At 58.6% G+C, this 25,546-nt stretch carries 24 protein-coding genes; 12 read left to right on the top strand and 12 right to left on the bottom strand.

Going from position 1 to position 25,546, the window contains the following annotated elements:
* The first annotated feature begins 10 nt into the window (after positions 1–10).
* Both chrA and K529_RS06320 read left to right on the top strand, forming a co-directional pair.
* Positions 11–1,297, top strand: a complete 1,287-nt coding sequence (gene chrA / locus K529_RS06325) for a chromate efflux transporter (RefSeq protein WP_040641202.1) — start codon at positions 11–13, stop codon at positions 1,295–1,297.
* A 114-nt stretch (positions 1,298–1,411) separates the two neighbouring features.
* Positions 1,412–1,894: an SspB family protein gene (locus K529_RS06320; RefSeq protein WP_005606136.1), complete on the top strand. Its 483-nt coding sequence runs from the start codon at positions 1,412–1,414 to the stop codon at positions 1,892–1,894.
* A gap of 90 nt (positions 1,895–1,984) precedes the next feature.
* On the opposite strand, the gene K529_RS06315 is transcribed toward K529_RS06320, so the two are convergent.
* Positions 1,985–2,536, bottom strand: a complete 552-nt coding sequence (locus tag K529_RS06315) for a hypothetical protein (protein ID WP_227512275.1) — start codon at positions 2,534–2,536, stop codon at positions 1,985–1,987.
* A gap of 278 nt (positions 2,537–2,814) precedes the next feature.
* On the opposite strand from K529_RS06315, the gene fumC reads away from it, so the two are divergent.
* The 4 genes from fumC (at position 2,815) to K529_RS06295 (ending at position 5,883) form a co-directional block, all read left to right on the top strand.
* A complete protein-coding gene (gene fumC, locus K529_RS06310; RefSeq protein WP_005606142.1) occupies positions 2,815–4,212 on the top strand; it encodes a class II fumarate hydratase in 1,398 nt (465 codons plus the stop codon).
* Entirely contained in the window at positions 4,212–4,388 is a 177-nt protein-coding gene (locus K529_RS06305) for a DUF4169 family protein (RefSeq protein WP_005606145.1), read from the top strand. Before fumC ends, K529_RS06305 begins: the two co-directional genes overlap by 1 nt.
* A gap of 160 nt (positions 4,389–4,548) precedes the next feature.
* Positions 4,549–5,643, top strand: coding sequence for a Hint domain-containing protein (locus K529_RS06300; RefSeq protein WP_005606149.1), 1,095 nt, complete (start codon positions 4,549–4,551; stop codon positions 5,641–5,643).
* Positions 5,644–5,649: 6 nt separating this feature from the next.
* A complete protein-coding gene (locus tag K529_RS06295; protein WP_005606153.1) occupies positions 5,650–5,883 on the top strand; it encodes a ribbon-helix-helix domain-containing protein in 234 nt (77 codons plus the stop codon).
* Here the strand turns inward: K529_RS06295 and K529_RS06290 are convergent.
* From K529_RS06290 to K529_RS06280, 3 genes are all read right to left on the bottom strand, one after another.
* Positions 5,880–7,238 (bottom strand): cytochrome P450, encoded by a 1,359-nt coding sequence (locus K529_RS06290; RefSeq protein WP_005606155.1) that lies wholly within the window; start codon positions 7,236–7,238, stop codon positions 5,880–5,882. The genes K529_RS06295 and K529_RS06290 overlap by 4 nt on opposite strands.
* Positions 7,235–8,482, bottom strand: a complete 1,248-nt coding sequence (locus tag K529_RS06285; protein ID WP_005606157.1) for a hypothetical protein — start codon at positions 8,480–8,482, stop codon at positions 7,235–7,237. Before K529_RS06285 ends, K529_RS06290 begins: the two co-directional genes overlap by 4 nt.
* An 80-nt stretch (positions 8,483–8,562) precedes the next feature.
* Positions 8,563–9,315 (bottom strand): cytochrome c biogenesis CcdA family protein, encoded by a 753-nt coding sequence (locus K529_RS06280; RefSeq protein WP_005606158.1) that lies wholly within the window; start codon positions 9,313–9,315, stop codon positions 8,563–8,565.
* Between the two features lie 94 nt (positions 9,316–9,409).
* On the opposite strand from K529_RS06280, the gene K529_RS06275 reads away from it, so the two are divergent.
* Entirely contained in the window at positions 9,410–9,646 is a 237-nt protein-coding gene (locus K529_RS06275; protein ID WP_005606160.1) for a sulfurtransferase TusA family protein, read from the top strand.
* A gap of 106 nt (positions 9,647–9,752) precedes the next feature.
* Here K529_RS06275 and K529_RS06270 read toward each other — a convergent pair whose 3' ends face one another.
* The 7 genes from K529_RS06270 to purC form a co-directional block, all read right to left on the bottom strand.
* Positions 9,753–12,620, bottom strand: a complete 2,868-nt coding sequence (locus tag K529_RS06270; protein ID WP_005606162.1) for an Rne/Rng family ribonuclease — start codon at positions 12,618–12,620, stop codon at positions 9,753–9,755.
* Between the two features lie 597 nt (positions 12,621–13,217).
* Positions 13,218–13,907: an HAD family hydrolase gene (locus K529_RS06265; RefSeq protein WP_040641197.1), complete on the bottom strand. Its 690-nt coding sequence runs from the start codon at positions 13,905–13,907 to the stop codon at positions 13,218–13,220.
* On the bottom strand, positions 13,907–15,244 hold the full coding sequence (locus K529_RS06260) for a sigma-54-dependent transcriptional regulator (protein ID WP_005607057.1): 1,338 nt from the start codon (positions 15,242–15,244) through the stop codon (positions 13,907–13,909). Before K529_RS06260 ends, K529_RS06265 begins: the two co-directional genes overlap by 1 nt.
* A 24-nt stretch (positions 15,245–15,268) precedes the next feature.
* Positions 15,269–17,071, bottom strand: coding sequence for a sensor histidine kinase (locus tag K529_RS06255; RefSeq protein ID WP_005607052.1), 1,803 nt, complete (start codon positions 17,069–17,071; stop codon positions 15,269–15,271).
* 36 nt (positions 17,072–17,107) lie between these two features.
* Positions 17,108–17,776: a phosphoribosylformylglycinamidine synthase subunit PurQ gene (purQ, locus tag K529_RS06250; protein WP_005607049.1), complete on the bottom strand. Its 669-nt coding sequence runs from the start codon at positions 17,774–17,776 to the stop codon at positions 17,108–17,110.
* The gene (purS, locus tag K529_RS06245) at positions 17,776–18,006 is read right to left on the bottom strand and encodes a phosphoribosylformylglycinamidine synthase subunit PurS (protein WP_005607046.1); all 231 of its coding nucleotides are present in this window, start codon (positions 18,004–18,006) and stop codon (positions 17,776–17,778) included. The genes purQ and purS overlap by 1 nt, the downstream gene beginning before the upstream one ends.
* A gap of 106 nt (positions 18,007–18,112) precedes the next feature.
* Positions 18,113–18,874, bottom strand: coding sequence for a phosphoribosylaminoimidazolesuccinocarboxamide synthase (purC, locus tag K529_RS06240; protein WP_005607038.1), 762 nt, complete (start codon positions 18,872–18,874; stop codon positions 18,113–18,115).
* 438 nt (positions 18,875–19,312) lie between these two features.
* Here purC and K529_RS06235 point away from each other — a divergent pair, with 438 nt between their 5' ends.
* The 3 genes from K529_RS06235 (at position 19,313) to bmt (ending at position 22,739) form a co-directional block, all read left to right on the top strand.
* On the top strand, positions 19,313–19,630 hold the full coding sequence (locus K529_RS06235; RefSeq protein WP_005607033.1) for a DUF1476 domain-containing protein: 318 nt from the start codon (positions 19,313–19,315) through the stop codon (positions 19,628–19,630).
* Between the two features lie 115 nt (positions 19,631–19,745).
* On the top strand, positions 19,746–21,653 hold the full coding sequence (locus K529_RS06230) for a phosphatidylglycerol lysyltransferase domain-containing protein (RefSeq protein ID WP_046002162.1): 1,908 nt from the start codon (positions 19,746–19,748) through the stop codon (positions 21,651–21,653).
* Between the two features lie 63 nt (positions 21,654–21,716).
* Positions 21,717–22,739: a betaine--homocysteine S-methyltransferase gene (bmt, locus tag K529_RS06225; protein ID WP_005622629.1), complete on the top strand. Its 1,023-nt coding sequence runs from the start codon at positions 21,717–21,719 to the stop codon at positions 22,737–22,739.
* Positions 22,740–22,795: 56 nt separating this feature from the next.
* Here the strand turns inward: bmt and K529_RS06220 are convergent, their stop codons facing one another.
* Positions 22,796–23,878 (bottom strand): PA0069 family radical SAM protein, encoded by a 1,083-nt coding sequence (locus K529_RS06220; protein ID WP_046002163.1) that lies wholly within the window; start codon positions 23,876–23,878, stop codon positions 22,796–22,798.
* A 217-nt stretch (positions 23,879–24,095) separates the two neighbouring features.
* On the opposite strand from K529_RS06220, the gene K529_RS06215 reads away from it, so the two are divergent.
* Both K529_RS06215 and K529_RS06210 read left to right on the top strand, forming a co-directional pair.
* Entirely contained in the window at positions 24,096–24,794 is a 699-nt protein-coding gene (locus K529_RS06215; protein WP_005622625.1) for a corrinoid protein, read from the top strand.
* 1 nt (position 24,795) lies between these two features.
* Positions 24,796–25,536 (top strand): DUF1638 domain-containing protein, encoded by a 741-nt coding sequence (locus K529_RS06210; RefSeq protein ID WP_040642425.1) that lies wholly within the window; start codon positions 24,796–24,798, stop codon positions 25,534–25,536.
* The last annotated feature ends 10 nt before the right edge of the window (positions 25,537–25,546 follow it).

Here is a 25,546-nt window from a genome sequence, read left to right as displayed (position 1 = left end):
GGCAGCCGTGATGTCAAAGACCGCAACCTCGCATCCCACCCCGCCTTCCTGGTGGGTTTTGTTTCACTGTTTCGGCCTCATTGGTCTGCTGAGTTTCGGCGGTCCCGCGGCACAAATCGCGCTGATGCATCATGAATTGGTCGATCGCCGCAACTGGCTCAGCGAAGAGCAATTCCTGCGCGGCTTGTCGTTTTGCATGCTGCTGCCCGGACCAGAAGCCATGCAACTGGCCACCTATACCGGGTGGCGGATGCGCGGCATCGGCGGGGGGCTGTTGGCAGGGAGTTTGTTCATCCTGCCCGGCGCCTTCGTCATTTCCATATTAGTCTGGCTCTATGTGGCCTTTGGTACTCTGCCGGCGGTACAATCGGCCTTTCTCGGCATCAAAGCAGCCGTTGTGGTGATTGTCGTGCAGGCGCTCTGGCGCATTTCTCGAAAAGCACTCAAATCAACCGGAGCCTGGCTGCTCGCATTAACCGGGTTCGTGGCAATATTTGCACTCAACCTCCCCTTCCCGGTTGTGGTTCTGGGGGCGGGGATTATCGGACTGTTTCAAAGTGCAGAGACGGCCAACACCCCACCACCCGTGCAGCCCGTTGCCCCCAATCACTGGCGAGTCATTGTGTTGTGGAGCACGCTGTGGCTGCTCCCCCTCCTCGGTCTCTCACTGATCGGAGCCGACTTTCTGGCCACAATTGGCTGGTTCTTTGCTAAACTTGCGGTTGTCACCTTCGGGGGCGCTTATGCTGTGCTTGCCTATATGACCCAGACGGTGGTCAGCGAACATGGCTGGATCACAACAGGTCAGATGATTGATGCCCTCGGTCTGGCAGAGACCACGCCCGGTCCTCTGGTATTGGTGACGCAGTTCGTCGCGATGCTGGCCGGGGCCGAAGTGGGCGGTGCGATGCTGGCGCTGGCGGCAGGCGCTGTGGCGTTATGGGCGACCTTCACACCCTGTTTTTTATGGATTTTTGCGACAGCTCCGTTTGTGGAACGACTGACGCATCAGCCCCGTTTACGCGGCGCGCTGCAGGCCATTACTGCGGCTGTCGCGGGGATGATGCTCAACCTCTCTGTGTGGTTCTTGTTGCACTTGTTGTTTCAAAAGCAGACCTCTGTGATGCTCGGCCCAGTCACGCTCCCTGCCCCGGATGTTCAAAGCCTCAATGTCCCATCCCTTGTTCTTGTTGCTTTGGCACCGATTGTTGCGTTGGTCTTGCGCGGGCGCATCCTGTGGTTGCTGGCGGCGATGGCCAGTCTCGGCCTGATTGCCGCTGGCTTCACGGTCGGCTAAAGACCGCTAGCTTGTCTTGCAATGCCTTCAAAATAGGTCCAAAACTGGAGGGGATAGGGTGTGGCCTCAAACCATGTTGTCAGCGCCGCACCCCCAACTACAAAAGGTGAGGCGATGTCCCGTCAGATCGACTATGGAAACCTGATGCATCGTGCCATGCGTGGCCTGATCCGCAACGTCCTGGACGATGTTGCGGCCAATGGCCTGCCCGGAGCTCATCACTTCTTCATCACGTTTGATACCTCACACCCGGATGCCGAACTGGCCGATTGGCTGTCTGACCGTTATCCCGGTGAGATGACCGTGGTCATGCAGCATTGGTTCGACAATCTGAACGTCACCGACGAGGGCTTCTCCGTGACGCTGAATTTTGGCGACGCGCCAGAGCCGCTCTATATTCCCTATGACGCGATCAAGACGTTCGTCGACCCATCTGTCGAGTTTGGTCTGCGCTTTGAAAGCACCGGCGAGGATGACGATGAAGATCTGGCACCTGTCGAGGTGGCGAGCGATTTGCCCGATGATGAGGATGAAGACGACGCACCCGCCGCAAAGAAAGATGCGGATGTGGTGTCTCTGGACAGCTTTCGCAAATAGGCTGTCACACCTAGCACGGCATCAGAAATTGCAGCGGCGCCCCGGCATCTCGGCGGCGCCGTTTTTATGTCGTCGCAACGCGCGTTCAGATCAATCTCTGGTCAGAAATGTCGAAACCTTGCGCGAAGGCATCCCATTGCGGTGCAAAGAAAAATCCAGATCCAAGCCGCCATCCGCCAAGGTGCGATCATATTGCTGCATCAGGTAATCGCCGTTTTCCGCCACATAAAGCGAGAAGATCGTCAGCGTGTCATCAATCACGCGCGCCCAGACGAAGGGCTCCCCCTTCATGGGGTTCATCTGAACCGTATGGCCAAACACATTTGTCTGCATCGCAGCGGCAAAAACACCGTCGCGCTCTGACGGAATAAATTCGATCTTGTAGCTCTTGGTTTTTGCGTCGCCATCCGCGCGCCGGATGGCCGTGCTCCACTGCACCTCGAACCCTTTGTAAGTTTCGCGGATTGCGACACTCATATCACGTTGCTCGACCGTTCCGTCGATTTGCTCGACCTCGGCGCTCCCGGAATAAGATCCGACAAACCGGTTGAGCGTTTCCGCGCAAAAAGCGCTCTGAACGCTCAGGAACAATGCCGACAGCATCACAAGACACCACAGGGTCAAACGGGAGGTGTCAGGCATAGACCGTATCTGGCTGAGGGTGATGCTGCGCATATCTTGGATTCGAACTCCTGTTGGGGACGCGGTCTGACGACTCTCTTTTGGTGTAATCTATGCATCTTACCCAAACTGGCAATGGCACTTGCGGAATTGGGGCAGTATACCAGCCGCTGAGGACCCGTAAGATCGGTCAGGTGGCGCAGAACAATTGCGTCAGGCCGCCCGCGCGGGTACACGGCATACATCAGTATACCACTTGCGATATCCAAGTGGCCGAACCAGCGACGGAGACAGACACAATGTCGAACACCCGCACCGAAACCGACAGCTTTGGCCCGCTTGAGGTCCCTTCCGACAAATACTGGGGGGCACAGACTCAGCGTTCGATCATGAACTTCCCGATTGGGTGGGAAAAACAGCCTGTCGCCATCGTGCGCGCGCTTGGCGTGATCAAGCAAGCCTGCGCCATGGCCAACAAGGCCTCCGGCAAGCTGGACGCCAAAATCGGCGATGCCGTTATTCAGGCTGCGGGTGAGGTGATCGAGGGCAAGTTCGATGACAACTTCCCGCTGGTGGTTTGGCAGACTGGTTCCGGCACCCAGTCCAACATGAACTCCAACGAGGTGATCGCCAACCGCGCGATCGAGATCCTCGGCGGCGTGATCGGCTCCAAAGATCCGGTGCACCCGAACGACCACTGCAACATGGGGCAGTCCTCTAACGACACTTTCCCGACCGCAATGCACATCGCCACTGCGATGTCAGTGCGTGACGTGCTGGTTCCCGGCCTGACCAAACTGGCTGAAGGCCTGGAAGCCAAGGCAGCGGAATTCAAAGACATCATCAAGATCGGCCGCACCCATACGCAGGACGCCACGCCGCTGACACTGGGTCAGGAATTTGGTGGCTACGCGCATCAGATCCGTCAGGGTCTGGCACGGGTCGAGGCGGCAATGCCCGGCATCTATGAACTGGCACAGGGCGGCACCGCCGTCGGCACCGGTCTCAACACCGTGGAAGGCTGGGGCGAGGAAGTCGCTGCAAACATGGCCGAAATCACCGGCCTGCCCTTCGTGACCGCGCCCAACAAGTTCGAAGCATTGGCCGCACATGACGCGATGGTGTTCCTCTCGGGCGCTCTCGCGACCATTGCTGGCAGCTGCTACAAGATCGCCAACGACATCCGGTTCCTGGGCTCCGGCCCGCGCTCTGGTCTGGGCGAGTTGATCCTGCCTGAAAACGAACCCGGCTCCTCGATCATGCCGGGCAAGGTGAACCCGACCCAGGCCGAGGCGCTCACACAGGTGGCAGCACATGTCATGGGCAACGACGCGGCGATCAAATTTGCAGGCTCTCAGGGTCACTTTGAACTGAACGTCTACAACCCGATGATGTCCTATAACCTGCTGCAGTCCATTCAGCTTCTGGGTGACGCCGCGGACAGCTTCACCGAGCGGATGCTCAATGGCATCAAGGCCAATGAGCCGCGTATCGACAAGCTGATGAAGGAAAGCCTGATGCTGGTGACCGCATTGGCCCCGACCATCGGTTACGACAACGCGACGACCGTAGCGAAGACTGCGCATAAGAACGGCACCACCCTGAAGGAAGAGGCGGTCAAACTCGGCTTTGTGGACGAAGAGACCTTCGACAAGGTCGTACGCCCCGAGCAAATGATCGGTCCAAAGGCCAAGTGATGGCAAAGCCGGTCAATCTAAACCGGTTTCGAAAAGAAAAAGCGCGGGCTGAGAAAAAGGCCCGCGCTGACCAAAACGCTGTGAAATTTGGTCGCACCAAAGACCAGAAAGATTTAGACAAAGCCGCGAAACGGATCACGATAGACCGTCTGGATGGGCATAAAATCGACGATTAGCGAAAACACGACCTCACGCGTTTTCACCCAATCATGCCCTCACAATTATTTTTGTTAGCAATTTCTTTACCTTTTTTGACAGCGCGCGCATAATTGCCCATCAAAAGCGCGCCAAAAAACTGAGCGCCGAGCAGTAGAATATTACGGAGGCGGCTCAGGCATGCCCACCCATCGCTATTTCGTCTACACGGCGGACGCCCTGAGTTTTTCCGGCGGATCCGTGAGGCTTAGTTCAGACGTCGACCCTGATGCAGATCGCCGAGTGGTGTCTATTTCAGATAATGACAACACCCTCGATGGCGATTTTACGCGGGACGAACGCGGCGCGGATAATAATCAACGTGGAACCGTCTATGAAAGCGACGGCAGTACACTGGCGCGTGTGGATGGCGATTACATCTACAATGATCGTATTTATGCCGAAAACCAGATCGTCCTCACCGGCGATGATGGCAGTCAAATCACACTATATGCATTGGAAAGTGGTGGTGAATTTATTGGCTATTTGCCGACGACGCCACTTTCGAGAAATGTAAATTACAGCTACGAGACCCACAATGTCATCAATGATGACGAGCTTACCGGGTACAACCGATATAAATATTGGCAATACGTCGGCGAAGACGAAACCGATGCCGGGTCTTATTCGGATATCGAAGGCGCAACGGTTGTCTGCTTCACGCCAAACGCGCAGGTGACAACACCTGAAGGTCTCCGTCGTATTCGCAAGCTCAATATCGGCGATCAAGTGCTGACGCGCGACCGGGGCTATCAAACGGTGCGCTGGATTTACCGGCGCAGGCTGTCGCGTTTCGATCTACAAAAGAACCCGCATCTTGCGCCGATTGTGTTTGAACGTGATGCGCTTGGCCCTGGTTGCCCAAAGCGCAGGTTCAAAGTCTCTCCGCAGCATCGCATCCTGATCGAAACCCATATGAGCCATTTATTGTTTGCGAGCCATGCCATCCTCGCCCCTGCCAAAGGGCTGGCAAACGGGGACACCGTGTATCAGGATCAAAGCTGCGCGCCGATTACATATGTGCACCTGATGTTCGACCAGCATGAAGTTATTGAAACCGACGGGCTTTACTCCGAAAGCTACCATCCCGGCGAGTGGGTCTTAACGGCATCACAAACGCATGTACGGCAAGAGCTTTTTCAGATTTTTCCAGAGTTGGAAACGAGTCTCAGCGCTTACGGGCCGACTTGCTACCCCTCTGTCAGCGTGCAAGAAGCACGTCTATTGATAGCATGAGATTATATGATGATTGGCGAACGGCCTAAAAAACGCTCTTTGACCCTGCGCGGTCACCGGACCTCTGTTTCTCTGGAGGATGCTTTCTGGGCTGAATTCCGACGCCTTGCCGCAGCAGAGGGGCGCGCCATCAATGAACTGGCCGCCGACATTGACGAAAAGCGCGGCACCGATTGCGGTCTGGCCTCTGCTATTCGCCTCTATGTGCTCATGGCGCTGAAGGCCGAGGCTGAGGGCTAACGCTCTGTAAGGCGCAGCCAGATCCCATTGCGCGAGCGCACTGTCAGATGCGCCACGGGCTGCGGGTCGCGCCCCTCTACGCGCTCAACGCGAAAACGGTGTAGCAGCTGGGCGAGGATCAAAACGCCCTCAACCATCGCAAATCCCGCGCCTGTGCAGACCCGCGACCCCGCTGAGAATGGCATATAGGCGCTACGCGCGCAGGTCTTGCCATTCTCGGTCTGCCAGCGACCGGGATCAAAGTCATCCGGTCGCTCCCACAGCCGTTCGTGCCGGTGCAGGTGCCACGGGCTCAGCACCATTTGCGATCCTTCTGGCACCTCACGGTCGCGAAACCGCTCCGGGCATTGCGCTTCACGTACCATCATCGGCACCGGCGGATAGAGGCGCAGGGTCTCGCGAAACACATCCCGCGTCAGGCGCAACCGGGACACCGCCGCAAAATCCCCAGTGCCGTGTTCCGCGACCTCTGCCGCCAGCTTTTCCTGCCACTCTGGATAAAGCGCCATCAGATAGAGCGCCCACCCCAGCGCCGACGCACTGGTTTCGTGCCCCGCCAAAAAGAAAATCGCCACCTGATCGACCATTTCCTCAGCGTCAAAGCCAACGCCCGTGTCCGGGTCACGCGTCGTCATGATCTTGGTGGCGAGGTCATCAGGGGCGGTTCCGGCCTCAATCTCGGCCAGACGTGTGTGTGTCAGATCAGAGATCAGGCGGCGGATGTGGGTGGCATTTGTGCGCGTGCCTTTGGGATAGAAACGCGGCATCCAGCGCGGCACGGGCACAAAGGCCGCAAGATTAAGGATCGGTTGCGCCTGCTGATAGGCGCGAAAGCGGGCAAAGACCTCAGAGGCCACCTCATGTTCGATCGGGATGGAAAACAGGGTGCGAAAGATCACATCTGCCGCGATATGCGAGGTCTCGGCCTCAATCTCCAGCGGGGTCCCATCCGCGCGCGGCAATAGGCGCGCGACACCTGCCTCGGCTGCCGCATGCATCGCGGGAAACGTCTCTCTCAGCCGCCCGCCTTCGAACGCAGGATCAATGATGCGCCGCTGCCGTTTCCATGTTTCTCCATTGGTCAGAAAGACGGAGTTGCCCAAAAGCGGCCTCAGCCCCTCGCCCACGCGATCGGATTTTGGGAAATCATCCGGGCGCTGCTTTAACAGCACGTCCAGAAGCTCCGGCTGGTTCACCAGAAAGGAGCGAAAGAACGGTGTGCGAAACTCAGCCATCCATGCGCGATAAAGCCGCTGCGGCTGGGCCGACAGGATGTCAGCGCGAAACAGCTTCAGATACCGCCAGAGCGAGACCTTGTCCGGACGCGCCGGTGGTTTGGGGGGCAACCTGTTCATCTTTCACTCACGGAGCGATACCCGCTCACAGGGTCGGCCAGTCGTGACCGAGAATGCCCCCGGTCTCGCAACCTCTCACCAAGGGTCAAAGGTCCGGAGGTGATGCGAAAATAGTCGTAATCCTTTGGCTGATCGAACGCGCAGAGGTACTGGAAATGCAGCCGAAAATAGCGCCGTTTCAGCGCCTTCCAGCGCGCGGGACTAAGCGTCTGGGTGAAGGCGGCAGAAAACACGATGGGCCAATGCTGCGCCTGTGTTGCAACGCCCGTCACCGCAACGGGATCACAAAGCGCAAAGGCACAGCCGTCTCCGGGGGCGGTGACATCATACCAGGGGATCAACTCCTGCTCTGACATCTCTTGCAGATCCCGGCGCAGGCGCGCAGCACGCGGCAGGAAGGAGACCATCGGCACAACCTGCCCCACCGTGAGGAAACTCAGGGCGGGGCGTTCTTCCGGCAGGCCCGCGTGCAGAAGATCCGCCAGCACAGAGACGCCGATATGCGCCCCCGACGAATGCCCCACAACCAGAACCTCATCCACCGCGTCCTCTTCCAGTGCGGTGCGAATGGCAGCGGTGAACGCCTGCATGCGCGCCTCAAGCTCTGCCGGAATAGCGCCGCGCTGGCCCGCAGAATAGGCGTAGTCATGCATCAGATAATAAACAAATAGCTTATTGTCGCGGGATTTGAACGCCATCAAAAGCGCCACAGCCGCCCCTGCGCCGGCGATGATCTGCAATGGGCGGACTACCCACTCCGGCACCGCAACAAGCCCCGCCAGCGCCCCTAGTCCAGATGCCACCCCGACCCCGAGCAGCGCCGCAAGTCCCGCCTGAAGCAGCAGGATCACCACCGGATAAAGTGCCGCGATCACCGGTCCTTTGCGCAAATGCATCAGTCGCCACAAGGCGCCGGAGCCGATGTAGATCCAAGCCGTACGCAGAAGCTGCCAATAGGTTGCAACAATCGAGCTGTTCATGCTGTGTTTGACGAGGTCCGACCAGACCAGAACCTCCATATCCGTCTCGACCCGCGCGCCCTCAATCTCAGCCGAGACATGCCAGCCAAATGGCCCCCCGGTCGCCTTGGGGCTGAGCGATAGCGCATAGCCGGAAATCTGCGCCTGTTCTGCGCCTTCGCTGCGATAAAGCTCGCGGTACCGGCGCGGGTGGAACGGATCATAGCCCGGAATGTAGAACACCCGACGCCGGCGCACCGGTCTTGTGCTGGAGTTGCTGCTCATGCCCGATCTTCTTGCCCCGATCTTTTGACCATGAGCCTAGCGCAGCTTCGCGCGCTGCGTAAGACGGTGCGTGCAGCAGATCAGCCGAGTGTGGCAAGCGCGGGGAAGGTTTCCAGGAGCCAGAAGGAGAAACTGGTGAACAATCCCGTTACCAGCATAAATCCAACAAGCAACAGCAACCCGCCCATCAGTTTCTCAATCAATCCCATGTGACGTTTGATGCGGTTCATCAGCGCCATGGAGCGGTTGAGGAAAACCGCTGCCAACAGAAACGGCACCCCAAGCCCCAACGCATAGACGCCGAGCAGGATCGTCCCCCGGCTGACGGAGGCCTCTGACGCGGCAAGCGACAAGATCGCGCCAAGTTGCGGGCCAATACATGGCGTCCAGCCAAAGGCAAAGGCCAGCCCAAGAACATAGGCCCCAAGCGCCGAACCGCCGGTCTCACCCGTCTCCATGCGTGCTTCACGATCAAGGAGCGGAATACGGAATACGGACAGGAAATGCAGCCCGAACACGATCACCACCACGCCGGAAGCTTTGGCGAAAAGCTCCTGATTTTGAAGCACAAATGCCCCAAATGCTGACGCCGTGAACCCTAAAAGCAAGAAAACCGTCGATAGCCCCATCACAAAGAACAGCGCCGCCAAAATCGCCTTGCGCCGGGCTGCTGCCGTGCCTTGTATCTCACCAATCGTGACACCGCTCATATAAGCCAGATAGGGCGGCACAATCGGCAACACGCAGGGGCTCAAAAAGCTGACGATGCCCCCGACAAGGGCCACGAACATGGCGGGCAAAAGGCTCGCGTCGATGATCTCGATTCCAAACATATCGTCTGCATAGTCGAAGCCATCAACGGCGTCACCTGCACGGCATGTCACATCCTTGTGGACAGGCTGTAACACGGGGCTTATCTCGGAAGGTATGACAGATTTTGACGCCACGCTGGACGCCATCGGCCTCCTCTGCCCCCTGCCCGTATTAAAAGCCCGCAAACGCCTTGAGCCTCTTCCGGAGGGCGGTGTATTGCGCATTTTGGCCGATGATCCGGCGGCTATCATTGATGTGCCGCATTTCTGCGCCGAAGCCGGACACGGGTTTTTAGGCATGGAGGAAAGCGGCGCGCACCAGATTTACCTGATCCGAAAAGGCGTGGCCTGACAAACGGCGTGTCACTCTGACGCAGTCCTTTGGCCGCGTTTGGGATCTGCAATAAGAAAAGGCGGCCCCGTGCGGGCCGCCTTTTTGTTTGTTTTGACCTGTGGTCTTAGCGGCCTGCCGACCACCAGCCGCGGCGCTTAGGCTTTGCAGGCTGCTGCGGTTCAGGTTCTGCTACAACCAACTCCGGCTCGGGCTCCGGTGTGGCCTCTTCAGCAGGTTCCTCGGCAGGTGCGTCCTCGGCAGCGTTTGCGACAGGAGCGTCATCCTTCGCCACTTCCGCTTCAGCTTTTTCTGACGCTTGCTCCGTCTGATCAACTTCTGCATCCGCAACCACAGGCGTTTCAACCTCGGGTTCTGGAGCAGGTTCCGCCTTCGGTGCCTCAGCAGCTGGTGCCTCGGCCACGGCAACCTCTGCAACCTCTGCGACCTCATCAGCGGGGGCTTCTGCTACCGCATCTGCCTCTTTGGGCGCTTCGCTGTATGCGGGCGCCTCAGTTGTCTGTTCGGCCTCAGGTTCTACCTTCTTGCGCGAACGGCTGCGGGTCCGGGTGCGGGTTTTCTTTTTCTTCGGCTCGGCCTCAGTTTCACCTTCGACCTCAGCAGCACCATCTGCGGAGGCTTCAGCTTTCACCTCTGCTTCGCCACCGGTCTCAGCATCCTTGCTTTCATCAGACGTCTCGGACTCTGCGGCGCTATTCTCGCCATTGTCCTGACCGTTCTCACCGTTGCCAGACTTCTTGCGACGACGACGACGGCGCTTGCGCTTGGGTTTGCTTTCGCCTTCTGTCTCTTCCGCCTCGACAGGTGCTGCAGCGGGGGCCTCTTCGACCTCTTCTGCAACTTCTTCAATCGCGTCGACCTGATCCATGATGGATGCATCGACAGATACCACAGGCGCAGTCACCGCCGGGATCGCGCGCGAGGCGGTTTTGAACTTCTCAAGCGAGAAATCGGGGCTGACCAGTGTCACATCGCCTTCGATACGGACCGACAGACCATACCGGGCTTCGATCTGCGCGATATGCTCGCGCTTTTGGTTCATCAGGTAGTTGGCAATATCCACCGGGCATTTCACCAACACCTCACGAGAGCGACCACGAGTGCCCTCTTCCTCGATCTGGCGAAGGATCGACAGTGCCATGCTGTCATCGGACCGGATCAGGCCAGTGCCGTGGCAATGCGGGCACGGCGCGGTGGTCGCCTCGATCATACCGGGGCGCAGACGCTGACGCGACATTTCCATCAGACCAAAGCCAGAGATACGTCCCACCTGAATACGGGCACGGTCGGTCTTCAGCTTGTCTTTCATGCGCTTTTCGACGGCGGCGTTGTTCTTGCGCTCGTCCATGTCGATGAAGTCGATGACAATCAGACCGGCAAGGTCGCGCAGACGCAGCTGACGTGCCACTTCTTCGGCGGCCTCAAGGTTGGTCTTGAGCGCGGTTTCCTCGATCGAGGCTTCCTTGGTCGCCCGGCCCGAGTTCACGTCGATGGCCACCAGCGCTTCGGTCACGCCGATCACGATATAGCCGCCGGATTTCAACTGTACGGTCGGATTGAACATCCCGCCGAGGTAGCTTTCCACCTGATAGCGCGCAAAAAGCGGCAACTGATCGTGGTAGTTTTTCACGTTCTTGGCGTGGGACGGCATGATCATCTTCATGAAGTCCTTGGCGATGCGGTAGCCGCGTTCGCCCTCCACCAGAACCTCGTCGATCTCACGGTTATAAAGATCGCGGATCGAGCGTTTGATCAGGTCGCCTTCTTCATAGATCTTCGCGGGCGCGATGGATTTCAGCGTCAGTTCGCGGATCTGCTCCCACATGCGCTGCAGGTATTCATAGTCGCGCTTGATCTCGGCCTTGGTGCGTTTGGCACCGGCGGTGCGCACGATGAGACCCGCGCCAGTCGGCACGTCCAGCTCTGCGGCGATCTCTTTTAGCTTTTTGCGGTCGACGGCATTGGTGATCTTGCGAGAAATGCCACCACCACGCGCGGTATTGGGCATCAATACGCAGTAGCGACCGGCCAGCGACAAATAGGTGGTCAGCGCTGCACCCTTGTTGCCGCGCTCTTCTTTGACGACCTGCACCAAGAGAACCTGACGGACCTTGATGACTTCTTGAATTTTGTAACGCTTAGGGCGCGGTTTGCGCGGCGGGCGAATATCTTCGTGGTCATCGTCGTCGGCAACCGACTCGATGCTATCATCTTTGTCAGCGGCATCGGACGAGCTGTCCTTGGCCTCGGTCTCAGCGTTTTCGTCATCGCTGTCGTACGCCTCATCCTCAGAGGAGGTATCAGCGAAGGATGCCTCTTCTGTCTCAGCGGCAGCATCAGCAATCACGCCTTCGGCTTCAGGCGCATCGACAATAGTGTCGTCACCCTGCGCTGCGCCAGTTTCGCTGTCGCTGGCCTGATCTTCACCCTTGGGTTCTTCGACCGGAGTTTCGGCGACGGTTTCCATCGGCGAGGTCGCCTCTGGCACCTCTGCCAAATCGGTAGTGTCGTCGCTCAGGTCGATGGTCTCCATGCCGGAGATTTCACCGTTGGAGGCCGCCACTTCTTTGGTCTCCACCGCATCAGCAGTCTTGGCCTTTTCAGCGCGGGTCTTGCTGCGCGAGCGAGTGCGGCGCTTGGGTTTTGGGTCCTCGTCTTCTTCGTCCCGTGCGCGCATCGCCTCGGCATAGGCGCGCTCTTCCTCCATCAGGGCCTCTCGGTCCGCAACGGGGATCTGGTAATAATCCGGGTGAATTTCGGAAAACGCAAGGAAACCATGGCGGTTTCCACCATAATCTACAAAAGCCGCCTGCAGCGAAGGTTCGACGCGGGTTACTTTTGCGAGGTAAATATTGCCAGCCAGCTGGCGTTTGTTTTCAGATTCAAAGTCAAATTCCTCAACTTTGTTTCCATCCACCACCACAACGCGGGTTTCTTCCGCGTGGGTGGCGTCGATCAGCATTTTCTTCGCCATTAGTCCTTAGATTGCACCATGCCAGCACAGGCCGCCGCCGGTCGGGGCGCATGGGACGCGAGGCAATTGCCCCTGATCCCGCGCCGGGTCCGGGTGGACGCGCATGTTGTGGGTGGTGTCTTGTCAGGGCGATATTCGACTGCGTGGCGGACCAAGAGATGCACGAAAGGGATTTCCGGCATATGTGCGGAAAGCCTGCGTTTGTGCTCAATAGTCTCGCGCGCGTCATCGCGGTTCTTCTCCGACAGGTGGGGGTATCCCGATCCCTGCCCATTATTTCCTCTTTGATCTGACCGGGTTGCGGCCGCGTCAAAGCAGGCACTCTTCTGCCTCGCAATGTGCGAGACGATCTGGTCTGCCACTCGCGCCCCGGCTTAAGCCGGTCGGACATGAGGGCAGAAAATCTCATGTGCGAACACCTGTAGATGCAGTGTTCGTTTATTCAGCATAAGGCCTGTGGATAGGTAATGACAATGGGCATTCTACGCCCAGACCCCTGTGAATGGTGTTTTCCATCCATCGGTGCAAATTTCAAAGGCAAGGTTAACAAGCGTAGCCTTTCCGACATTTTGACGCAAAAAGGCCGGTCAACCGGCATCAATTTGTCAAGTCGAGCCGTGTCTTTTGCTGCCCGAAGTGCGCACGTGCAGCCGCGACTGCGTCCTTGAGAGTTGGTGCAAATCGCTGACCTACCTCAGGAAACGCCCGCGACGCAGGGCGTAAATCCGGAATCTGCACCGCAAAACAACCAGCTCGCGCCGCTGCAGTGATACCAAGATCACTATCTTCAAATGCCGCGCATTGATTTGCTGCCACCCCAAGCGTGTCTGCACCCTGCAGATATGGTGCGGGGTCGGGTTTATTCGCCCGCACCTCATCCCCACCAATCACGGCGCGAAAACAGGGCAGCAGCCCTGCGCGATCAAGATGATGACGCGCTTTGTCGCCCAAGGTCGAGGTCACCACAGCCATCGCATGGCCCTCTGCGTACAAGGTTTTGAGAGTGTCAGCGACGGTCGGTTTAACCGGAATACCCCCGGCCATGCGTTTTTGGCTGTGGTATTGCCACGCCTGATCCAACGCCTCGAAATCGCGATCAGGGCCGATGAAGTCGCGCACCATCTGCTCGCCCTGTGCTTTGGCAGTGCCAATCAACCCCATAAAGAAGGGGCGCATCGCTTCGGGATCTAAATCAAACTCTGGCGCGCAATCGAGAAACGCATCCAAAGTGAGCTGCTCCGTATCAAGGAGCAGCCCATCCATATCAAAGAGATACGCCGCAGGCATCAGCCGAGATAGTCCGAGCGCTGCAGGCCGTATTTCGCCATCTTCTCATTCAGCGTCCGACGCGGCAGGCACAACTCGTCCATGACCGACGCAATGGAGCCTTTGTGGCGACGCATGGTGTTGTCGATCAGCATACGTTCAAACGCTTCGACATATTCCTTGAGCGGTTTGCCCTCGGTCGTCATCACCGGCTGCATGTCTTCGTGATCGCTCATCAACAGCGAGGCAATGGTGCCGGAGCCGCGCCGCGATTGCAGCACTGCGCGTTCCGCCACATTGATCAGCTGACGCACGTTGCCCGGCCAGGGCGCCTGCAACAGCTGCGCCGCTTCCTGCGCGGTCACTTGTGGCGCATCACAGCCGTATTCCTCGGAGAATTGCTCTGAGAGACGAGTGAAGAGCGTCAGGATATCCTCGCCACGCTGCCGCAGTGGCGGCACAGTGATCCGCAATGCGGCCAGACGGTAGAAGAGATCGGCGCGCAGCACATCCTCGGAGGTTTTACCTGCCTCTTGCAGGTTGGAGATCGCGATGATGCGCGTCTCGCCCGGAATGCCTTGCTCATTGATGAAGCTCAGGAGCTTGGCCTGCAAAGGTTCACTCAGCGCCTCAACATCCTCCAGCACCAGCGTGCCACCACGGGCCTCTTCCACGGCGGGGAGCATGCTGTCTTCGGGCTGCATCGGGCCAAACAGACGTTTGGCGAGCGCTTCTTCTTCGAGCGCGGCACAGGACACTAGCACGAATTTCTTGCCTGCCCGGCTGCCCACAGCGTGAAGCGCATGGGCCACCAAGGTCTTGCCAGTGCCGGTTTCTCCGTCGATCAGCACATGGCCGTCGGCCTGGCCGAGATCAAGGATATCCTCGCGCAGACGGTCCATCACCGGACTGGTGCCGATGAGTTTCTTCATGATCTGGCCGCCATCGGACAATTCACGCCGCAGCGCGCGGGTGTCCAGCGTCAGACGACGCGCACCGGTTGCGCGTTTTGCCAGTTCTGACATGCGATCCGGATTGAACGGCTTTTCAAGGAAGTCAAAGGCGCCGACGCGCATCGCTTCGACCGCCATCGGCACATCGCCGTGACCGGTAATCATAATCACTGGCAAGGAGCTATCCGATCCCATCAGCTTCTTCAGGAACTGCATCCCGTCCATGCCCGGCATCTTGATGTCGGAAATCACGATGCCCGGATAATCCGGCCCCAGCGCCTTTAGCGCGTCTTCAGCGCTGGCAAAGGTCTCAGTGTCATAGCCAGACAGTGCCAGCCACTGGCTGATCGACTGACGCATGTCCTGTTCGTCATCCACAATCGCAATTTTCATGGCCTGTGCCATAAGTTGCCCTCCAGGTCGTGCCGCTTACTCAGCGGCCTCGATGCCGTCCACAAGGATCGGCAGTTGCATTTCAAACACCGCGCCACCCGCCTCGGAGTTGCGGGCCGTGAGGCGACCGCCTAGGTCGTTCACGATCCCCGAGGAGATAGCAAGCCCAAGACCAACACCGTCACCGGGTTGCTTGGTTGTATAAAACGGCTCAAACAGGCTGTCGAAGTCCTGAATGCCGTCACCATTGTCCCGCACGGTCAGTGTCGCGGTTTCCCCGGCTGCGAGAATAATCTCCACCTCGGGTTCCTCGACGGATTTGGTGGCATCCAGCGCATTGCGCAAGAGGTTCACCATCACCTGTTCCAACCGCATCCGGTCTGCCATCACATAGACCGGTTCATCTGGAAGTATACGGGTAATTTGCACATGACGCTGGCGCAGCTGCGGTTCCATCATCGACAGGCTCGAGGCCAGCGCATCGCCCATGTTTACAGGGCTGAACGCGTCACCGCCCTTGCGCGCATAGGATTTAAGCTGGCGAGTGATCGCCCCCATGCGCTCAATGAGATCATCAATCCGCCCAAAGGAGGACAACGCCTCGTCCGGTCGGTTGCGCTGCAACAACAGTCGCGCCCCGGCGAGGTATGTTTTCATCGCTGCAAGCGGTTGATTAAGCTCGTGACTGACCGCTGCGGACATCTCGCCCAATGCGGCCAGTTTTGAGCTTTGCGCGAGGCTCTGCTCGGCCACAGCAAGGGTCTCTTGCACCCGCTCGCGTTCGGCAATTTCTCGCTGTAAGCGCGTGTTCAACACGCGAAGCTCCGCCGACTCGCGCTGGAACAATGCCATCCTGAGCGCGGTCTTTCGACTGAGCGCATAGAAGGCCAACGCCAGAAGGATCGCGAAGCCCATGATTTCGAGCGCAATTACTGCGTTCACCTGCTCTCGGATCGAATCATAAGTGGTGTAGGACATCATCCGCCAGCCCTGAAACGGCACGCGGGTCTCCAGCCGCATCACCGCCTCGCCCTGCAGATAGACATCCGTCGGCAGCGCGGTCCAATCCGCAGTTGCGCGAATGGCCCGCTGAATCGCGCCCTCGGGTGTTTGTTCCTTGAGCGCTTCCGCTTCCGACAGACCGCGCCAGCGTGCCTCGGTCGCCATCACCACCTTACCCGTGCTGTCAGCCACCATGACCGCATCGGAAATGCCGGCCCATGCGCGTTCGAACTTTTGCAGATCGACCTCGACCATAATCACGCCAAGGGTGCCGCTGCTGTCGACCAAACGGCGCGAATAGGTGAACTGATACCCACGCACCTCGCGCGGGATCACAGAAAACACCGTGGAGTTCGAACGGATCGCCTCCACAAAGAAGGGAGAGTTGCGATAAATCTCTCCCAGCCGAATGCGATCCGTCGCAGCAACCGTGCGCCCGTCCCGGTCCATCAATGTGATTGAGGCCGCGCCGATCTCATCAACAAAGGAAATGAGCCGCTGAGTGGACAGAGAAAAGTCCTGGCTCTGCAGCGCCGAGATCAAAGCCTGATCGCGCGACAGAAGTTGCGGCACAATCGCGTGGCGGCGTAACTCGCTGACAAGGTTGCCAGAATAAAGCGCTAACCGCAGCTCTGCCCGGTTACGCGTGGTTTCGGTAAAACTATGGGTCAGCGTGGAGTTGGTGAACCACACCGTTGCACCTGCAACGGCCATAAACGCCACCAACGCGAAACGCACGCGCCAAGAAATGGTGCGCGAACGCGGTGCTGTGCGTTTGTCAGGGCGCTCAGATGGCGCACGCGGCTTTTGGCCGGAGGGCTCCTCAGGGGCAGTCATGACGCAACACTAGGTTTACCGCCCCTGAGGCTCAAGTCAGGCCTCTGTCAGAAGTCCGGACAATGCGCGGAACATCGCCGCACCATCGGTGCCGCCATGGCCGTCATCCGCCGCCCGTTCCGGGTGGGGCATCATGCCAAGCACGCGGCGGTTTTCCGACAGGATTCCCGCAATATCCGCGACAGAGCCGTTGGGATTGTCCACATAGGTAAAGGCGATCCGGTCTTGATCCTTCAGCGCCTGCACGGTGGCCTCATCGGCGTAGTAGTTGCCGTCGTGGTGCGCAATCGGCACACCAATCACATCACCAGCGTTGTAGCCCTGGGTGAAAGCACTGTCCGAGGTCGCAACACTCAGGTCCACGGTCTTGCAGATGTACTTCAGCCCCGCATTGCGCAACAGCGCCCCCGGCAGCACGCCGGTCTCGGTCAGGATCTGAAACCCGTTGCAGACACCCAGCGCATAGCCGCCACGTTCGGCGTGATCGACCACGGCCTTGCAGATCGGCGACTGCGCCGCGATCGCACCGCAGCGCAGGTAGTCGCCATAGGAAAAGCCACCGGGAACGCCGACGATGTCCACGCCTTCGGGCAGTTGGCTGTCCTTGTGCCACACCATTGAGACGTCGAAACCGGCCTGTTCAAAGGCCACGGCAAGGTCACGGTCGCAGTTGGAACCGGGGAAAACGACGACGGCAGCCTTCATCACTGGATCTCGACGCTGTAGGATTCGATCACGGTATTGGCGAGCAGCTTTTCGCACATCTCGGTCACATCGGCCTCGGTGGCACCCTCGGCCAGCTCCAGATCGATGACCTTGCCCTGACGCACGCCTTCGACCTTGTCAAAGCCAAGCGCGCCAAGCGCGTGACGAACGGCCTCTCCTTGCGGATCGAGAACCCCGTTCTTCAGCATCACATGCACCCGTGCTTTCATCGCGTCTTTCCTCAAGTTCCTGCGGGCGGGAGCATGAGCGCCCTGCCCTGTTGCGCTATTGAAAAACCCGCAAGACCGGCTGAGCAGACCTTGCGGGCGAAATCTCTTAGTTCACCAGCTGGGGCTTGCCCGGCGCTGGCGGATTGTTCGGCATGACACCCAGACGGCGGGCAACCTCGGTATAGGCATCCGTGAGGCTGCCAAGATCGCGGCGGAACACGTCTTTGTCGAGTTTCTGGCCGGTCTTGATGTCCCACAGGCGGCAGCTGTCGGGGCTGATCTCATCAGCCACCACAAGACGCTGGAAATCACCGTCATAGACGCGGCCGATCTCGATCTTGAAGTCGACCAGTCGGATCCCCACGGCAAGCATCACACCAGACAAGAAGTCATTCACCCGCAGCGCCAGCGACAGGATGTCATCCATGTCCTGCTGACTGGCCCAGCCAAAGGCCGCGATATGCTCTTCGGTGACCAGCGGATCACCCAGTGCATCGTCCTTATAGCAATATTCAACGATGGGACGCGGCAGCTGTGTGCCCTCATCGATGCCAAGACGTTTGCACAGCGATCCGGCTGCATAGTTGCGCACGATGATCTCCAGCGGGATAATCTCGCAGGAGCGCACCAGCTGTTCGCGCATGTTAAGCCGTTTCAAGAAGTGCGTCGGCACACCGATCTGACCCAGACCCAGCATGAAGAATTCGCTCAGGATGTTGTTCAACACCCCTTTGCCCTCGATCACGTCGTGCTTTTCGGCGTTAAAGGCCGTGGCGTCATCCTTGAAGTACTGGACGATCGTGCCCGGTTCAGGCCCTTCATAGAGGGTTTTTGCCTTGCCTTCGTAAATCTTTTTGCGCCGCGCCATGGAGAGCCTTTCGGTATGGACCACCGGGAATCTGCCCCGATCCGTAGCGCTCTCATAGTGCAAGGGGCCTGATCCCGCAAGCACAGCGCAGAGCGATCACCGCCCCACACAGCCGCAATTTTGTGGAACCTATGCAAAATGCGCAAAATGAACGCAATTCCGCCCCAGATGTCCAAAGTTGACTGCGCTTTCGCCCTTTGCGTTGACGCTTTATTCAAGAACCAGTGCTAATTTGGCTGCAACCACATACGGATGTCTACGGATGTCCGGCCTCCCGTGGTGGGACCCGGGGACGCGGTATCAGTGCACAGAATGGCACGCCGCACCCTTTCACAGATGTGACAGCACCATGCTGTCTTGATGTGCTACCCTAAGCTTCGGGGCGAATGTGTGATCTGTTTACGCCCCACGGGTCCACAGCTTTGGGGAGGACAGCAGATGACGACCTTTGACGACCGCGAGAAGGCGTTTGAAAATAAGTTTGCGCATGACGCGGAACTGAGGTTCCGCGCCGAGGCGCGTCGCAACAAGTTACTCGGCCTCTGGGCTGCAGATATCTTGGGGCACAGGGATGAAGCGGCAGAAGCCTATGCCCAGACCGTTGTGATCGCCGACCTGGATGAACCGGGCGACGAGGATGTTTTGAGAAAGCTGGCAGATGACCTTAATGGCAAGGTCGAGCGCGCAGCGATCCGGGACAAGATGACGGAACTGATGATGCAGGTGGCAGAAGAACTCTCCCACAAGGATACCTGACCACGACTGGCTGCCCGTTCATTCGCGCTAAGGGGCATGTCCGTCTGACCCTGAACCGGCAGGTGCTGCACGCCTGACTCTGTGCCGCGCCCGCGAAGAATGGCGGAAGCTAGACATGCCGACACGCGCCCGACGCAAGCAAACCGTAGCAAACTCTCTGCGGGTGGTCACGCCATTGATCATTATGGCAGGCTGCCTCTTCGCCCTCACCAGACAGGCGGATCTGCCGCATATTCATGACCTGTTCATCCTGCTGGGTCAGGTCCCTGCGCCGCATTGGGTCGGCGCGCTAGGCGCCACGGTTCTGAGCTTTTGGGCCCTTGGGCGCTATGATGCCGTGGCGCACCGTCACCTCCGCACCGGTGTCGATGACCCCACGGCGCGGCGCGCGGGCATGGCGTCCATTGCGTTTTCACAGGCGGTAGGCTTTGGTCTTTTTTCCGGCTCGTTTGCGCGCTGGCGTCTGCTACCTCGGCTCAATCCGCTGCAATCTGCGCAACTCACGGGTTTTGTCGGCATCACCTTTATGACGGCCCTTGCCGTGATTTGCGGTCTCTCTTTGCTGCTCGTTGGACCGTCATTGGGAATGCGTGCGTCCGGGGCGGGCATTTTGCTGGTTTCGACAGTTGCGTGTGGGCTGTGTTTTTTGCACCCCGAGTGGCGTGTACGCGGGCTTCGGCTTCGCCTTCCCTCGCTGCAGGCCATTTTTGCGCTCGCCTTCTGGACGTTGATGGATGTTACCTTTGCCGGGGTTGCACTCTGGCTGCTTTTGCCTCTGGGTCATGACATCGGTCTTGGGGTGCTGTTGCCTGCTTATTTTCTCGCGCTTGGTCTGGCGATTATCTCGTCTTCGCCCGGTGGCGCAGGTCCGCTGGAGCTTGCGATGCTCACGCTCCTTCCCGGCGCAGATCCCGCCATTCTGGTCGCAGGTCTTTTGGCCTTTCGCGCGGTCTATTACGCCCTGCCCGCCGCGCTGGCCGGTGTGGTGTTGCTCTGGCCAAACCTGATGCGCCGCGGGCTGCCCCTGCCGGATCATGCGGAGGATGACTACCTCGGCAGCGACGTGCGCCCCGCCGCCAGCCAGCCCTTCGTGCGACCTCAGGCGGAAACTGGGGTTATCCTGCAGAACGGCGGTCATATCATGGCGTTTGGCCTCAATCAAGTGGCCATGCTCGACACCCCTCAGATCTCGGCGGTCCTGTTTGACCCGATCAGCGGGCGACGCGGCGAGATTCCAGATGCCTTGCGCGCCCATGCCCGTGCCAGAAACACGGCCGCATGTTTTTATAAATGCAGCGCGCGCACTGCAATCGCAGCGAAAAAACAGGGCTGGAAAGTCTTGAAAGTAGCGCAAGACGCCATCCTCTATCCCGCAGAGTTTTCTGTGAACGGGTCGAAATTTCGCCAGCTCCGCCGCAAACTCCGCCATGCGGAAAAATCGGGCCTTCGTGTTGAACCCGCATGGAGCAGCCTGCCACTGGTACAGATGGCAGAAGTCGATGAGGCTTGGACACGCCAGCACGGCGCCGCACGCGGCACCACCATGGGACAATTCGAACCCGGTTATGTTTCCATCCAGATGACCTGTCTCGCTTGGCTCGAGGAACGGTTGGTGGGCTTTATGACGTTTCACCGTGCCGCCGATGAATGGTGTCTTGATCTGGTGCGCCAACTGCCCGGTGCCCCCGACGGCACCGGACACGCGCTTATCTGCACCGCGATTGATGCTGCCCGCGATGCCGGGGTGCGCCGCCTCTCCCTCGCTGCGGTGCCCGATCACCGTTTCAGTCAGCGATTTGATGGTGGGTTACATCAGTTCAAATCCTGTTTTGCCCCAAAGTGGGAACCTCGTTACATCGCCGCCCCCACTTGGCCGCAAATGGGGCTCGCCATTGCCGAAATGACCCGGCTTGTGCACCGTCCGGCGCGCCCGGAGGTTGAGATGCCGCAGGCGAACATGCCGGGATTTGAGAATCATGCTGATGTTGCTGAAAATACAGTTGCGGCAAAATGGACCGCATGACAAAGGGACCATCCTAACAGGGCCTGCGCGCCCTCCGTGCGGATATGGCAAGTGGATAAGAGCATGAGCAATCGTTTCCTTGAGCTTCTGGAAAGCCGTGAGGTGCTTCTGGCGGATGGCGCAACGGGCACCAACCTGTTCAACATGGGACTGCAATCCGGGGACGCGCCCGAATTGTGGAACACGGATGAGCCGGAAAAGATCAAAGCGCTCTATAAAGGCTCTGTCGACGCGGGCAGCGATCTGTTCCTGACCAACAGCTTTGGCGGCACCGCCGCGCGCCTGAAACTGCACGATGCGCAAGGCCGCGTACGAGAGTTGAACCGCGTTGCTGCGGAACTTGGCCGCGAGGTTGCAGACAAATCCGAGCGCAAGATCGCCGTTGCCGGGTCAGTGGGCCCCACGGGCGAAATCATGCAGCCCGTTGGCGAATTGAGCCACGCACTGGCAGTGGAAATGTTCCACGAACAGGCCGATGCGCTCAAGGAAGGCGGCGTTGATGTGCTGTGGCTGGAGACGATCTCCGCACCCGAAGAATTCGCCGCCGCTGCCGAAGCGTTCAAACTGGCCGATATGCCGTGGTGCGGCACCATGAGCTTTGACACCGCAGGCCGCACCATGATGGGTGTGACCTCAGCCGATCTTGCCAAACTCGTCGAAGATTACGATGTGCCGCCTCTGGCCTTTGGGGCGAATTGCGGCACCGGCGCCTCTGACATTCTGCGCACCGTGCTTGGCTTTGCCGCACAGGGCACCGAACGCCCGATCATCTCCAAGGGTAATGCAGGCATTCCGAAATATGTCGACGGTCATATCCATTACGATGGCACACCGAAGCTTATGGGCGAATATGCCGTGCTGGCCCGCGACGCCGGCGCAAAAATCATCGGCGGTTGCTGCGGCACCATGCCCGATCATCTGCGCAAGATGCGTGAAGCACTGGACAGCCGCCCGCGCGGTGACCGCCCCACGCTGGAACAGATCGTCGAGGTCCTCGGCCCCTTCACCTCGGCCAATGACGGCACCGAAGAAGGCAGCGACGCAGGGTCTGAACGCCGTGGTCGTCGCGGCCGTCGTCGCAGCTGATCCATTCTGCATCACAAGAGAGCCGGGCTATGCCACGGCTCTCTTGCTATTTTGAATTACGAAAACAGGCTCAGTTGATCGCCCGCCTGAGCGGGTTTTGCAAATAGGTCAGTTCTGAGCGGCGGTGATCGTTCCGCCAGCCCAAGCCGTTTACACGCAAGCCGAAAGCGCCGCGCGATCATATCCGCATATTCGCCCTCCCCTCGCATACGATGCCCCCATCGCGGATCGTAATCCCGTCCGCCGTGCATCTCGCGCAACCGGGCCATGACCTTGGCAGCACGGTCCGGTTCATGCTCCTGCAACCAATCCTGCCACAAATCCGATACCTCACGCGGCAGCCGCAGCATGATCCAACTGGCGGCATCCGCTCCCGCCTCTTGCCCCGCTGCCAAAAGCGCTTCTAATTCGTGATCAGTAAGCCCCGGCACCAGTGGCGACGTCATGATCCGAACCGGAATACCCGCCTCACTCAACCGACGGATGGTGGCCAGTCGGCGCGCCGGAGCGGGCACGCGCGGCTCCATCCGCCGCGACAGATCTGCATCCAACGTGGTCACGGAAACGCCCACCCGCACCAGACCTCGGGTCGCCATATCCGCAAGAATGTCGATATCGCGTTCGATCATCGCCCCTTTGGTCACAATCGCCACCGGGTGATTGAACGCCTGCAGCACCTCAAGACAGTGCCGCATCAATTGATGATCCCGCTCGCAGGGTTGGTAAGGGTCGGTATTGGTCCCAATTGCCAGTGTCGCTACCTTGTAGCTTCGCGCAGATAACTCCTTGCGCAACACCTCTGCCGCATTGCTGCGCGCAATCAGTCGTGTTTCAAAATCCAGCCCCGGCGACAGACCGAGATAGGCGTGAGACGGCCGCGCAAAGCAATAGATACAGCCATGTTCACACCCGCGATATGGATTGATGGAACGATCAAACGGCAAATCAGGAGAGCGGTTATAAGAGATCAGACTACGCGCCAACTCGCTGCGAATCTCTGTCGCGATCGACGTATCGGGCAGCTCTTGCTGCCAGCCATCGTCCACGTTTTCGCGCAGCAAGTCAAAGCGACCTGCCGCATTGCTAAGCGCCCCGCGAGATTTGCGACGTGGGGTGGAAAATCGATCAGTGTTCTGCATACGTTCCAAATGGCACATGCATAGGAACAAATAAAGAACTTACTGCGCAAAATCAGCAAAACCCATGGGTTGAACCGATCAAACTATCCCAATTCCCCAACCAAAGGTCGGTTCGAAACGCGTCAATGTCGCAATCGAAACAGTGGAGATCTGAACATCTGTCACAAACGTATGAAATGGCCAATTCAGCCAGGCCCGCCAGCTAAGGAATGCAGATATGTCGGAAGAAGAAGACATCATCCTCTCAGAACTCGATGACGAGGAACTGGTCCAACAGATGTTCGACGACCTCTATGACGGTCTCAAGGAAGAGATCGAAGAGGGCGTGAACATCCTTCTGGAACGCGGCTGGGCACCTTACAAAATCCTGACCGAAGCCCTCGTGGGCGGTATGACCATCGTTGGCGCTGACTTCCGTGATGGCATCCTGTTTGTGCCCGAGGTACTGCTTGCGGCCAATGCCATGAAGGGCGGCATGACGATCCTGAAACCGCTTCTGGCGGAAACCGGCGCACCGCGCATGGGCTCCATGGTGATCGGCACAGTCAAAGGCGACATTCACGACATTGGCAAAAACCTCGTCTCCATGATGATGGAAGGTGCCGGCTTTGAGGTGGTCGACATCGGCATCAATAACCCGGTCGAAAACTATCTCGAGGCGCTTGAGGAACATAAACCCGACATCCTCGGCATGTCCGCGCTGCTGACCACCACCATGCCCTATATGAAAGTCGTGATCGACACGATGATCGAACAAGGCAAGCGCGACGACTACATCGTTTTGGTGGGCGGCGCACCGTTGAATGAGGAATTCGGCAAAGCCATCGGCGCCGATGCCTACTGCCGCGACGCAGCTGTTGCTGTGGAGACGGCAAAAGAATATGTCGCGCGCAAACACAACGCCATGAACGCCTAAAATGGCCGCCGCGTCCCTCAGACGCGGCCGAGCTGCCCGGCTATCACACCGGGCAGCCCTCCCCTTGCCCAATGGCACATCTCTTGACGATAGAAGCCTTACAGAAAACGGCCTTGCTGCACCGGAACGCAAAACAGGCCGCATCCTGCTGATCGCCTGCGGCGCGCTCGCCCGCGAAATCCTCGACATCTGCAATGCAAACGGGCTGGATCACATGGATCTGACCTGCCTGCCCGCAAAGCTGCATCTTTACCCCGATCAGATCATCACGCATGTAGAGGCCGCAGTGGCAAAACATCGCGCGATCTACGATCAGATCTATGTGGTCTACGCCGATTGCGGCACCGGCGGCCAGTTGCAGAAAAAATGTACAGACCTCGGCGTTGAGATGGTGCCCGGCCCACATTGCTACGCGTTTTTCGAAGGCAACACCCGGTTCGACACCCTGTCAGAGGCCGGGGAAATCACCGCTTTTTACCTCACGGATTTTCTCGTCAAACAATTCGACGCCTTCGTCTGGCGCCCCATGGGGCTTGATAAGAACCCAGAGCTGCGCGACATGATATTCGGGAATTACACCACCCTGATCTACCAGTCACAGATCCGCGACTCGGCGCTTTTGGGTAAAGCACGCGACTGCGCCAAACGTATGGGGTTGGACTTTATTCACCGCCACACGGGCTACGGCGATCTTGAGACCACGCTCAAGTCCTGGGGCAAGTCCGCCCCCTCTTCTAACTAAAAATATCCCG

It is taken from the genome of Tritonibacter mobilis F1926 (genome assembly GCF_000376545.2).
In the GTDB taxonomy this organism is placed as follows: domain Bacteria; phylum Pseudomonadota; class Alphaproteobacteria; order Rhodobacterales; family Rhodobacteraceae; genus Epibacterium; species Epibacterium mobile.
The sequence above is the reverse complement of the archived record's forward strand: the minus strand, read 5'-3'. Positions and strand labels throughout refer to the sequence as shown.